A 12,193-nucleotide genomic window follows, 5' to 3' on the forward strand; every position below is an offset into this window, starting at 1 on the left:
TTAGTCTTTGCTGTCTGCATCAGTGCGGTCTGTTTCAATCGCTTTTTTACTCGCTTTAAAGTCACTAATATTGGCAGTAGCTTTACTAGCACTATTGCGTTTGACAGTAGCATTATTGGCGCTAATACGAGGCTTGTTTGAAGCAGTTGATTTTCCTTCAATGGCAGCTGTATCAGCACTACCTTCTATATCAGCGTTATCGTCAGCATTGGTAGCAGCTTTTATTACAGGTTTAGCAGCCGCTTTTTGTGAGGTGCGTAAATTGGCTTTGCTATCAGCTTCTACTTCAATAGCACGCAGCTCTACCGCCATTTTATCAAGGACGGCATTAATCAATTTATGCGCGTCAGTAGCGCCAAAATGATTATTCAGCTTCATCGCTTCATCAAGTACCACTTTATACGGAATCTCTAAGCGGTTTTGTAGCTCGTAAGCACCAATCAAAAGAATAGCGTGCTCAACGGTGTCCAATTTATCGATTTCACGGTCAAGATGCTGAGAGATAAGGACATCTAGCGCCTCGATTTGCTCTGGAATATCACGCATCATTTCATGATAATAGCCAATATGTACGGTATGCATGGCATTGGTCGCGCGTGTACGAGCGGCGATATCGTGTGGGGCATTGTCTTTCCAGCCAAGCTTACCATCGATATCGAAGCGGCGGTCAGTGACGAGCCATTCGTATAGACCTTGCATCGCAAAGCGTCGCGCTTTACGAATAGCGGTGTGACTGGTCTTGTAAGAAGACTCACTCATATCGAAGATTTGATCACCCGCACTGCTGCTCGCGATGCGCGTGGCTTCAGCTTGTTTATCATTGGTTTGGGCGGTTTTCGCAGCGCTGATAGCGCGCTTGAGTTGGTCAGTCATAGGGGGTCTATACCTAGTTGCTAAGATAAAAAGTTTTTAAGATAAAAAGTTTTAAAATAAAATGTTAAATAGTAGTTAGCTGGCAGGCTTTGCCAGTCGAGTTTTGTAGCGTACTTGGTAACAGTCTTTGTAACACTGACGCTGTGGCTCTCGATAAAAACGAAAGCTCATAAGAACCACAGCGCTCATTAAATAACAAACAGCCTATCAAATGATGGCTTGATTAAGCGTCTTCACTGTCATCTTCAATATCTAACTGTGATAGTACAGCAAGCATTTCCAGTACAACCATTGCCGCTTCTGAGCCTTTGTTACCCGCTTTTGTGCCAGCACGCTCAATCGCTTGCTCAATGCTGTCAGTGGTCAAGACGCCATTGGCAACTGGGATATTATAATCCATAGCTACCGCGCTTAAGCCTTTTGCAGATTCGCTTGCAACGAAATCAAAATGCGGTGTGCTACCACGGATAATCGCACCTAAAGCAACGATGGCATCAAAGCGATCAGACTCAGCGGCGCGCTGTGCAACCAATGGCAATTCAAAAGCACCAGGCACGCGGATAACGGTAATGTTGCTACCCAATACACCATGACGTAGTAGCGCATCAATTGCACCATCTACCAATGATTCAACCACAAAACCATTAAAACGACCGACGACGATACCAATACGAACATCTTTGTTTTGATGTAAATTACCATCGATGTGAGTCACGTCATTGCGCTGCTGTTGTAGATTTGACATAAAAAATCCTTTGCCGAATGGGCTTTTAATTAAAATGTAGGAATAAATAATGCGCTAAATATATCGCTAGGTTCAAATGGCTTATTATCCGTTAGATAATCAGTTAAATGAACGAAAATAAGTGGTTAGCGCTATGATAACATTTTTTTCTGTTTTATTTGTACTTTACGAGCGTACTATAGACGCATTTGTATGCCTTGCGCTGCCATATACGCTTTGGCTTCTTGAACCGTATACTCACCAAAATGGAAGATGCTGGCAGCAAGTACGGCATCGACGCCGCCTTCCAACACCCCTTCGGCTAAATGTTGCAAATTGCCGACGCCGCCTGAAGCAATAACAGGCACATTGACGCGGTTAGTGATTTGCTTCATCAATGCCAAATCATAGCCTTTTTTGGTGCCATCGCCATCCATCGAGGTGACCAGTAATTCACCAGCGCCAAGCTCAGCCATTTTGCTCGCCCAAGCAACGGCATCGATACCCGTTGGTTTGCGACCACCGTGGGTAAAGATCTCCCAACGCGGCATGATAATGCCATCAACATTAATGTCTGCAACGCGTTTGGCATCGATAGCCACGACGATACATTGGTTACCAAATTTCTGCGCCGCTTCACCGACGAACTCAGGGGTAAATACCGCTGCTGAATTAATCGCTACTTTATCCGCACCTGCATTGAGTAAGTTGCGGATATCCGCAATCTTACGCACGCCACCACCAACTGTCAGCGGAACAAATACCGTCTCCGCCATACGCTCAACGGTATGATAGGTGGTATCGCGCTCATCATTGGTCGCAGTAATGTCCAAAAAAGTAATCTCATCAGCGCCTTGTTCGTTGTAGCGCTTTGCGACTTCAACAGGGTCTCCTGCGTCTTTGATATCGACAAACTGTACACCTTTGACCACACGGCCATTATCAACGTCCAAACAAGGAATGATACGCTTTGCTAACATAGGGACTTTCGCCTTATAATCAATTCATTCTATAAGCGCTAGTCTAGCAAAATCACCGCCATCTCAGGCAGGTTTTCGCAAGATTATTATGCTTTTAGCCAAAGTTTGCTCATGCACGGTACAATCACTGTGATTACCGTCAATATTTATCCTATTTACCTTCTTTTAATTGCCATAAGTGAGATGTCATGTCCGTCTATACCCAGTTAACCGATGACCAGTTTGCCGCTTTTTGCCAGCGTTTTGGCGTGTCATTCGCGCGTGCCATTCCGATCACCCAAGGTATCAAAAACTCTAACTGGTTTATTCAGACGACTGACGATGTAGATGGCGCACACTCTTATGTGTTTACCTTGTTTGAAGAGCGTCCACCAGAAGATATCGAAAAAATGGCGATTATCTTAAATCAACTGGACGGTAAATTACCGGTCGCCGCGCCGTTATCATTGCTTGATTTAGGCGCTGATAGCGCAGAAAAATGCTATGTCATACGCTATGACAATAAAGCGATTACCTTAGTGCCATGCCTAGCAGGCTCGCATCCACAGCAAACCACACAAGCGATGTGTCATGAAATTGGCGCCGCTTTAGCGATGCTGCATGAGACATTGCAAGCACTACAACCTGCGGAAGAATATGGCGTACCTTTATATCCATGGGCGGATGTGCGCGATCGTGAAAGGCAGTTTATGCCAGCTGACGAAGCCAAATTGATGAGTGATATTTGGCAGTCTTATACGGATTTGCCGCTTGCGACATTACCAAAAGGCTTGTGTCATTTAGACATGTTTGCCGATAACACGCTATGGAACTTATCGTTAAATAATAGCCAAAAAGGTGAAGAACGTCTGACAGGGTTGTTAGACTTTACCGAAGTTAGCGTCGAGCATTATGTGATGGATATTGCCATTACCATTAATGATTTTTGTACCACGTGGGGCGATGCTGAGCAGGGTGAGTCGGTGAATTTTGACCGCAGCAAAATGGCGGCTTTCTTGCAAGGCTATGAGTCGAAACGCATGCTCGGTGAAGATGAAAAACGCGCGTTACCAGTGATGCTCGCCAAAGCGGCGGTGATTTTTTGGCTATTACGTCTCAACGTTATTCACTACAACCGTACCGAAGGTCGTACGGGCGATAATATCATGGTCAAAAATCCTGACCTGATGAAACGCCTTGCCGCTTATCATTGGTCACATGTTGAAAAAGCGCAAAGTACCGTATTTGTACTAGAGCATGCACGTTATAAAGACGATGATAAAAATAACGATGTCGAAGATTTTAAGATAATCGGTGTGTTTGCGACTGAGCAACAAGCACAAGCTGCTATTGAGCAATTAAAATCACAATCTGGCTTTAAAGAGTATCCAAACGGTTTTCATATTGATGCTTATCCGTTAAATCAAATTCATTGGTCACAAGGTTTCGGTTGCTAATAGAATGATAGCAACGAGTTATATTTATAAATATTTAAAAGGAATTTATCATGACCGATCAAGTTGATAACTGGCACAAGCTGGCACGCTACGACACCAATATGCAAGGTGAACTGCATGCCAATCTGCTTCGTAACAATGGTATTACGGTGTCTCTGCAACCGCTGAGTGCGATGCCCGGTATGAACTCTGGGATTGTGCTGTGGGTACAGGATACTGATTTGGCGCATGCACAGCGCATTTTGGCAAATATTGACACCGATGGGGCAACGCCTTATGAGGTGTTTGATGAAACGTCAGCCGCCAAAATTAACCCTACTTTAAATTCTGCACAAGACGACAATAACGGCGGTGAAGTATAAATGTGTCAACTCTTAGGAATGAACTGTAATACCCCAACGGATATTGGTTTTAGCTTTGCAGGGTTTCGTCGTCGCGGTGGCATGACTGATAGTCATGAAGATGGCTTTGGTATTGCATTTTTTGAGCGTAGCGAATGCACTAATAGTGATAAACCAGAGAATGCTTCAACTGGTCTACGCTTATTCCATGACAATCGCCCAAGCCATTTATCGCCCGTGGCTGATTTGGTTAATAACTATCCAATCAAAGCCATGAATGTCATCGCTCATATTCGTAAAGCGACCCAAGGGCAGAATTGTTTGGCAAACACCCATCCTTTTGTCCGCGAAGTCTGGGGTGAGCAGTGGGTATTTGCGCACAATGGGCAAATGAATAGCGAATTTATCAAACGCTGTCAGCGCTTGCAAGACAACGGCAATGCCTCACATTGCCAGCCAGTCGGTTCAACCGATTCTGAGATGGCGTTTTGCTACCTTGTTAATCGTTTAAAAAGTAGCTTTAAATCGCGTCCTGATGACCAAACGCTGTTTAATTTTTTGACCACCCAATGTCGTTATTTATCTGCCAATGGCTTGTTTAATTGCTTGATATCGAATGGTAGCTGGCAATTGGCTTATGCGGGGAGTTTATTGTTTTATCTCACGCGTCAAGCGCCGTTTGGCGAGGCGAAGTTGGCAGATGATGATTTAGCCATTAACTTTGGCGATGTGACGACAGATACGGATAAAGTTACTATCTTAGTCACTGTTCCGCTCACTGAAAATGAGAAATGGCAGCAGTTGGCTGTCAATGAGTGCTTAATATTCCAAGATGGTGATGTTATTTATAAAGACAGCCCAAGTCAGCGTAAGTTTTTGACGATTGAGGAGGGGATTGCGGTGGCACGGTCAGTTGGGGCGAGCGTTTAGAGTTAACATAGGTTAAATATATATCCCACAACACCGCTTAAATTTCTCACCCGACCCGCAAACACACGGTTGCTTTTGGCTGACAGACATTGAAACAGTTGGATCTAAGAAATACCAGCGTGCATCATTATTGATTTTGTCTGTCACCTTCACAAAGGCAGACAATTCATGATGCGCCTGCACTTTCTCTTCTAAAGTACTTGCATTATTAGTTGGCTTGAAATAAGCCTTAAACTCAACTTGCGCATGGCGTTTGCCTAGCTTTGGCGTGTGCGCTACGATTGCTAGTCCTGCCCAATTTGTCTCTTTTGCCCACGATTCAATCGCCTTGATATCCAATAAGTTTTGCTGTGCTGGCAGGGTGGTCTTGATGATATAGTCTGGCTTAATCAAAACAAAGGCACTATAGCGCGTGCGCATGAGACGTTCGGCTGTCTCCGCTTTTATACCCTCTGCTTTGCCAACTTCACCATTATAAAGAGCATCATTATAAACAGCCTCATGATAAGGCTGACAGCAATCTTTATACAGTAGGGGTGAGCTGATAGCGCTTGATGATGGATGAATTTGGCAAGGGCAAACGTGTAGATTAGGTTGCATGTTTTATTCTCATTTTCGCTTGGGTTTTACTGCTTTACCGTATCTTTATCGCAGCATGCTTTTTATCAGTTCTGGCAATATGCCGACTTTTAGCTGTGCCCATGGTGCTGGGTCGCGCAGCTGCTGCCAAAACGCATCAAACGGCGGGGCAAAATAGACCAACATGGCGAGCAGTGTATATAGTAATAAATACCACCACTTATCTTTAGGCTGATAAAACTTCATCGCTGTACCTGATGAGCGCTTCATTTTCATATTCGATAAGTTAACACTATATAGCTCGTCCAATGTTAAATGCACTAGCGCGCCACCGAATAAAAATAAACCGTAAAACCAGCTTGCCGTCAGTGGAAGGTGCAAGACGTAGTAGCTTAAATAAGTCAGCCCCAAACCCAAAATTGCCATATAAGGCACGGAGTGAATCACACCGCGATGCACGGTCATGTTGGTAAAAATAGAGAAAACCACATAACGCATAAAGCCGTAGCCTGCTAGCCATAATGCAATCAGGGCGAGCAAACTCAGTTCACTGCGCCAATGCATGACCAAACCAAAGGCAAAAATAAATGAGGTGATATTAAAGCCAAGTTTAATCGGTGTCGAATTATCAGAATCCAAATCAGGCAGCAGCCCACCGATAGTGCCGAGCGCCACGCAAACTAAAAACCCCGAATCATCAATCAATCCCGCTTTATAAACCGTCAAACTGAGCGTACCACTGACCATGAATGCAACATTCAGGTGGGTGTTAAAATTTGCCATAAAAACTCATCAATAAATAGCGCGCGAAACGATTGTTTCGAGGCGTTTGCCTAGCGGTAAAAAAGCGCACCATAATAGCATAGCGCAGCCAAACGTCTAATAGATAAGGCTCGTATGCCGCGACCGGTTTACCCACTACCTTTGATTCTAATATTTCTTTGGAAAATATATTGATACTTAATAATAGAGCGTTAAACCCTTGTTACGTTTACGATTATGCCACGATTTGACAACGTCTAGACGTTAACAAAGCGCCGCCGTTTTGTTATGGTAAAAGAGCGTTATTGTTAAGTCCTAAAGAGTCGCTTAGCTATTTTGTTAACTCAACTTTATATTGTATTGTGTCAAATAATAACGATTTTGAATGCAACTCGTACAATCATCTATCTAGCCACCAATCCTCAGCATAAACCTATAACCGTTTAGGCTTAGGATCTATAACAACGATAAGGAAGCTACCATGAGTGATATTTTTAATGTAAAAGACACCATTACGGTCGATGGCAAGGAACATGCCTATTACAGTTTGCCAAAGCTGACCGAAACTTTCGAGCACATCAGCAAATTGCCATTTTGCATGAAAATCGTCTTAGAAAACCTATTACGTAATGAAGATGATGGTCAATCTGTCGGCAAAAACCATATCGAAGCGGTTGCTAACTGGGATGCAGGCGCAGAAGCGTCAAAAGAGATCGCCTTTATGCCAGCCCGTGTGGTCTTACAAGATTTTACGGGTGTACCGTCAGTTGTCGATTTGGCAGCGATGCGTGATGCCGTAGTAGAGCTTGGCGGTCGTGCTGAGCAAATTAACCCATTTATCCCGAGTGAATTGGTTGTCGATCACTCTGTACAAGTCGATGCTTATGGCCGAGAAGATGCACTAGACTTGAACGAAAAAATTGAATTTAAACGTAACAATGAACGTTATGAATTCCTGCATTGGGGTCGTAATGCGTTTAAAAACTTTGTGGTCGTACCACCAGCGACGGGTATTGTGCATCAAGTTAACCTTGAATACTTAGCTCGTGTTGTAATGGCTGCTGATGTCAATGTTGATGGTAAAAGCGAGTTGACGGCTTATCCTGATACGGTATTTGGTACTGACAGCCACACGACGATGATTAATGGTATTGGCGTGCTTGGTTGGGGTGTCGGCGGTATTGAAGCGGAAGCGGCAATGCTTGGTCAACCGTCATCAATGCTGATTCCACAAGTGGTCGGCTTTGAGCTAAAAGGTAAACTCACTGAAGGCGTTACTGCGACGGATTTGGTATTGCGTGTGGTTGAAATGCTACGTGCGCATGGTGTGGTTGGTAAATTCGTTGAGTTTTATGGCGAAGGCTTACACAGTATGCCACTGGCGGATCGTGCGACGATTGCCAATATGTCACCAGAATATGGGGCAACCTGTGGTATTTTCCCGATTGACCAAATGGCGATTGATTATTTGCGTCTATCAGGTCGTGAAGAAAGCCAGATTGAGTTGGTCGAAAAGTATGCCAAGGCGCAAGGCTTATGGCACGATGCCGATACGCCAGCAGCGACTTATTCAAGTAAATTAGAGCTAGATTTATCATCAGTACAGCCCGCACTTGCCGGTCCGAACTTGCCACAGCAGCGTATCAATTTATCCGATATGCACGAAAAATTTGGCGAAGCTTTAGAAAAAATGACCAAAGACCGCAAGTCAGAAGTCGAAGGCAAGGTACGCTTTGATGAAGAAGGCGGCGAGCAAGAGCAAGCGGATAGACTCTATGCTAAGCCTAATGTTTTCTCTGACGTCAATATCGATGATAAGAGCCATAAATTGCGTGATGGTTCTGTCGTTATCGCAGCGATTACCTCATGTACCAATACCTCAAACCCTGCGGTGATGATTGGCGCGGGCTTGGTGGCGAAAAAAGCCGCTGCAAAAGGTCTAAAAGCCAAGCCTTGGGTCAAAACCTCATTGGCACCCGGTTCGAAAGTCGTCACCGATTATCTTGAAAAATCTAAGCTAATGGACGAGCTTGAAAAAACAGGCTTCTATTTAGTGGGTTATGGTTGTACCACTTGTATCGGTAACTCAGGACCGCTCTTAGAGTCGATTGAAAAAGGTATCGAAGAAAAAGACTTAGTCGCTGCTGCCGTGTTGTCAGGTAACCGTAACTTTGAAGGTCGTATCCACTCGCACGTAAAAGCCAGTTATTTGGCGTCACCACCACTCGTAGTTGCTTATGCACTAGCCGGGACAGTGGATATTGACCTGACCACGCAGCCGTTAGGACAAGATCAAGATGGCAATGACGTATTTTTAAAAGATATTTGGCCAACGTCAGATGAGATCAATGAGCTGATTGCCAATAATATCGATGCGGATATGTTCCGCAAAAATTACGGCGAAGTGTTTGACGGTAGTGCCGCATGGAACGCTATTAGCTCAGCCGATAGCCAGTTGTATCCGTGGAGCGAAGCGTCTACTTATATCAAAAACCCGCCGTTCTTTGATGGTATGACCATGGAGCCAGAAGGTATTCCTGATATCGAAGGCGCGCGTATCTTGGGTCTGTTCGGCGATTCAATCACCACTGACCATATCTCACCAGCGGGTAATATCGATCCAGACTCGCCAGCAGGTAAGTACTTGCAAGCGCGCGGTGTAATGCAAGCCGACTTCAATAGCTATGGCTCACGCCGTGGTAATGACGCGGTAATGACGCGCGGTACTTTCGCCAATATCCGTATCAAAAATACCATGATGGCTGGCAAAGAGGGCGGTTATACCTATTACTTTAACGGTGATAGCGCCACGCTTCAAGACGGCGAAGAAATGGCGATTTATGATGCGGCAATGAAGTATAAAGAAGATAAGCGTCCGCTCGTGGTACTTGGCGGTGCAGAATATGGTTCTGGTTCTAGCCGTGACTGGGCAGCGAAGGGTACGATTTTGCTTGGCGTAAAAGCAGTATTGACTAGCTCGTTCGAACGTATTCACCGCTCAAACCTCGTCGGTATGGGTGTGTTGCCATTGACCTTTAAAGACGGTGAAAATGCAGAAACTTATAATCTAGACGGCTCTGAAGTGCTTAGCATCACTGGTCTAGATAATGGCGAAAGCAAGACCGCCAAAGTTACGGCTACACGTGCCGATGGTTCGTCTGAGAGCTTTGATGTCAATGTCATGCTACAGACGCCAAAAGAGCGCGAGTACGTGCGTCATGGTGGTGTATTGCACTATGTGCTACGTCAGTTAGCTGCTGAGAGCAAAAACGCAGCGTAATAGTCAATTGAGCTTAGTATGACAAAAAGCCCAACCCCAGTCAAAGTAGGGGATTGGGCTTTTTTATGGACTTTTCTTCTGCTTATATTTATCGTCTTTACCAATCTCAATTAGTTCAGTATATATATATCTTAATTTACTCTCGTTAACTGAAAGCTCTAAACCTGCTTTATCAAACAATATACAAGTAGAAAGTATAGTGCGGTAAGCTAATTGAAACGGATTAAAATCTAGTGGTAAGCTATATGATTTATATAGACTTCGAGAACCGTGGACCAAGTTTGATCTGAGGTCATATATTTTGCTCAAATCACTCTTCCATCTATCTAGATCACCATGATAAACAGCAATGGTACAAGCTATACGATTACAGAAATTATTTGTTATATCTTTATCAGATAAAGTGACTAATCTTTCCATCGCAGTGACAAGTTTAATAATTTGAGAGTTTTCATTATTATCTTTTGCTGCCTCTCCAAACCAGTAGAATGCGTCAATTAAGCGGTCTGCTAAGCACTCTTTGCTATTGATAGAGCTTGCATGATTAGCAAGCTTGCTTATAACAGTTCCTATATCAGACTTTAAGTCTTCTTCGAATAAATCCCAAAATTCCTTTAAATCCTCATTGAACAAATAGGAGCCTTCAATCCAGTAATCATCATTGCTACTAGCTATATAATGAGTAGTATCTTTATGAAAAGGATGATTCAACAATATTATTTGATCGGCTTTATAGTGATAGGATGTGGTGAAAACTCTAATAACACCATATATGAAATTTGCGACATTCTCTGCTCTGTGCTTACTAAGATTACTAGAGCTCTCTGGTATAGGTATATGTAATAGACAATTGAAGATATCTTCATTACTCTTTATAAAGAAACGATAATGGTCATCCTCTTTGACTTTAGCGTAAATGCTATCTTTATGAATTATTTTTAAATTCCCAATATTTATTTCTTTTTCAGGGCTCAAACCAACTGCATTAAACGGAAAGAAGTAAGTAATCTGCTTCCTACTTCTCTTCGCTCTTTTCTGTGCCCTTGCGAGTAATTTCATACAGCCGGGTGAATCAAAACTACCATTATTCTTTAAATGTATATATATGGAGTTTCTAATCTCAGTTTCTAAATCAAGTACTGTTACACCTTCAGTAAGTCTATATTGCCTTTTGGCTATATTTTCTAATACTTTCTGAGCAGCTGATGAAAAATTGAATTGGATTAACGTGTGATCAATTTCACCTATGTCTTGGGGTGGTTTTAAAGAAGAAACTATACAATCAATATCATTGTAAAAATCACTTTTATATAACTCAGGATCTAGTCTAGATAATTTATTAAGTCTTATTGCTTCAGTTATAATGAAGTTCAAGTCTTCAATATCTTGATTAGCAGCGCTCATAGATTTATACCTTAGCTAATATGGATGACTAGCATGCCTTAACCCACATAAATAATTTAAAAACGTTTATTTAACCCTTCTCAGTCAACAGCCTAATTCCCAAGCCAATAAATACCACACCGCTTATCTTGTTTAAAATGGCTTCGATAGAGGGCTTTTTTCTCAGGTTCTCACTGAATTTTGACGCCAATAATGCTAAGCATAAGCACCATATAAAGCCAGTGACAGCAAAGGTCAGTCCTAAAATGACGAACGACACCATGCTATAAGCATAACTGGCATCGATAAACTGAGGGAAGAACGCCAAAAAGAATAATGCAACTTTTGGATTAAAGGTATTGGTGAGCACACCTTGCTTATATATCTGCCAGTGATCTAAAGGCTGAACGGGCTTTGGCTTCTCGTCATCCTGCAAACTCGCGGCTATCAAAGGCTGTTGTTTACTTATGAGCATTTTGACGCCTAGATAGCACAAATAGCTGGCACCAATATATTTTACGAGCATAAATGCCGTAGGGGAGTTAGCCAGCAACACGGACAATCCTAGCGAAGCCAGTAGCGTATGCACCAGAATGCCTGAAGTAATACCCAACACAGAATAAAACCCTGCCGTTTGCCCCTGCGAAATACTACGGGTAATGATGTACATGCTATCCGTGCCTGGGGTCAGGTTTAACAAAATAGCTGCCATGATAAACCCTAGATAGTTCTCAATCCCGAACATGGTTAAAACGTCCTTGTGTTAAGCCTAAAAATTTTTACGTTATAAAGTATTTATACATTCTATAAAATTCTTATAGGATTGATGGTAGCGAGGATCTTACGGGTTGGCAATAGAATAAATCATTCAATAAATACTGATATTAAAAACCATAAAGCAGGTT

General features: G+C 43.0%; 11 protein-coding genes. 4 read left to right on the plus strand and 7 right to left on the minus strand.

The genetic code is table 11. The annotated features are described in order from the left end of the window. The 3 genes from nusB to hisF all read right to left on the minus strand — a co-directional run bounded on the left by nusB (position 1) and on the right by hisF (position 2,577). Positions 1-873 carry a transcription antitermination factor NusB gene (nusB, locus tag JMX95_RS13700; protein WP_227676016.1) on the minus strand — a complete coding sequence of 291 codons (873 nt, stop codon included), beginning with the start codon at positions 871-873 and terminating at the stop codon, positions 1-3. Positions 874-1,096: 223 nt separating this feature from the next. After that, positions 1,097-1,618 (minus strand): 6,7-dimethyl-8-ribityllumazine synthase, encoded by a 522-nt coding sequence (gene ribE, locus JMX95_RS08770; protein ID WP_045445783.1) that lies wholly within the window; start codon positions 1,616-1,618, stop codon positions 1,097-1,099. A 176-nt stretch (positions 1,619-1,794) separates the two neighbouring features. Further along, positions 1,795-2,577, minus strand: a complete 783-nt coding sequence (hisF, locus tag JMX95_RS08775) for an imidazole glycerol phosphate synthase subunit HisF (protein ID WP_045452349.1) — start codon at positions 2,575-2,577, stop codon at positions 1,795-1,797. A gap of 188 nt (positions 2,578-2,765) precedes the next feature. Between hisF and JMX95_RS08780 the strand changes: the two genes are divergently transcribed. Genes JMX95_RS08780 through JMX95_RS08790 form a run of 3 tightly spaced genes read left to right on the plus strand, consistent with a single transcriptional unit; the run spans position 2,766 to position 5,284 of the window. After that, positions 2,766-4,013, plus strand: a complete 1,248-nt coding sequence (locus JMX95_RS08780; protein ID WP_201560598.1) for a homoserine kinase — start codon at positions 2,766-2,768, stop codon at positions 4,011-4,013. A gap of 50 nt (positions 4,014-4,063) precedes the next feature. After that, on the plus strand, positions 4,064-4,375 hold the full coding sequence (locus tag JMX95_RS08785; protein ID WP_227676017.1) for a putative signal transducing protein: 312 nt from the start codon (positions 4,064-4,066) through the stop codon (positions 4,373-4,375). After that, complete coding sequence (locus tag JMX95_RS08790) at positions 4,376-5,284, plus strand: class II glutamine amidotransferase (protein WP_201560599.1); 909 nt, start codon at positions 4,376-4,378, stop codon at positions 5,282-5,284. Positions 5,285-5,296: 12 nt separating this feature from the next. Here JMX95_RS08790 and JMX95_RS08795 read toward each other — a convergent pair whose 3' ends face one another. Then, a complete protein-coding gene (locus JMX95_RS08795; protein WP_201560600.1) occupies positions 5,297-5,884 on the minus strand; it encodes a YchJ family protein in 588 nt (195 codons plus the stop codon). A gap of 45 nt (positions 5,885-5,929) precedes the next feature. Further along, a complete protein-coding gene (locus JMX95_RS08800) occupies positions 5,930-6,646 on the minus strand; it encodes a metal-dependent hydrolase (protein ID WP_193007540.1) in 717 nt (238 codons plus the stop codon). 460 nt (positions 6,647-7,106) lie between these two features. Here JMX95_RS08800 and acnA point away from each other — a divergent pair, with 460 nt between their 5' ends. Further along, positions 7,107-9,905: an aconitate hydratase AcnA gene (gene acnA / locus JMX95_RS08805; RefSeq protein ID WP_109592000.1), complete on the plus strand. Its 2,799-nt coding sequence runs from the start codon at positions 7,107-7,109 to the stop codon at positions 9,903-9,905. Positions 9,906-9,968: 63 nt separating this feature from the next. On the opposite strand, the gene JMX95_RS08810 is transcribed toward acnA, so the two are convergent. Beyond that, positions 9,969-11,309 carry a HEPN domain-containing protein gene (locus JMX95_RS08810; RefSeq protein ID WP_109591998.1) on the minus strand — a complete coding sequence of 447 codons (1,341 nt, stop codon included), beginning with the start codon at positions 11,307-11,309 and terminating at the stop codon, positions 9,969-9,971. 70 nt (positions 11,310-11,379) lie between these two features. Continuing rightward, complete coding sequence (locus tag JMX95_RS08815; RefSeq protein WP_109591996.1) at positions 11,380-12,033, minus strand: LysE family translocator; 654 nt, start codon at positions 12,031-12,033, stop codon at positions 11,380-11,382. Positions 12,034-12,193 lie beyond the last annotated feature (160 nt).

Source organism: Psychrobacter sp. NC44, assembly GCF_904846655.1.
Lineage (GTDB): Bacteria > Pseudomonadota > Gammaproteobacteria > Pseudomonadales > Moraxellaceae > Psychrobacter.

Bases quoted from the DNA above. Each gene is read 5' to 3' on its own strand.
- JMX95_RS08785 (WP_227676017.1), top strand. From the start codon at position 4,064: ATGACCGATCAAGTTGATAACTGGCACAAGCTGGCACGCTACGACACC.
- JMX95_RS08810 (WP_109591998.1), bottom strand. From the start codon at position 11,309: ATGAGCGCTGCTAATCAAGATATTGAAGACTTGAACTTCATTATAACT.
- nusB (WP_227676016.1), bottom strand. From the start codon at position 873: ATGACTGACCAACTCAAGCGCGCTATCAGCGCTGCGAAAACCGCCCAA.
- JMX95_RS08790 (WP_201560599.1), top strand. From the start codon at position 4,376: ATGTGTCAACTCTTAGGAATGAACTGTAATACCCCAACGGATATTGGT.
- acnA (WP_109592000.1), top strand. From the start codon at position 7,107: ATGAGTGATATTTTTAATGTAAAAGACACCATTACGGTCGATGGCAAG.
- JMX95_RS08800 (WP_193007540.1), bottom strand. From the start codon at position 6,646: ATGGCAAATTTTAACACCCACCTGAATGTTGCATTCATGGTCAGTGGT.
- JMX95_RS08795 (WP_201560600.1), bottom strand. From the start codon at position 5,884: ATGCAACCTAATCTACACGTTTGCCCTTGCCAAATTCATCCATCATCA.
- hisF (WP_045452349.1), bottom strand. From the start codon at position 2,577: ATGTTAGCAAAGCGTATCATTCCTTGTTTGGACGTTGATAATGGCCGT.
- ribE (WP_045445783.1), bottom strand. From the start codon at position 1,618: ATGTCAAATCTACAACAGCAGCGCAATGACGTGACTCACATCGATGGT.
- JMX95_RS08815 (WP_109591996.1), bottom strand. From the start codon at position 12,033: ATGTTCGGGATTGAGAACTATCTAGGGTTTATCATGGCAGCTATTTTG.
- JMX95_RS08780 (WP_201560598.1), top strand. From the start codon at position 2,766: ATGTCCGTCTATACCCAGTTAACCGATGACCAGTTTGCCGCTTTTTGC.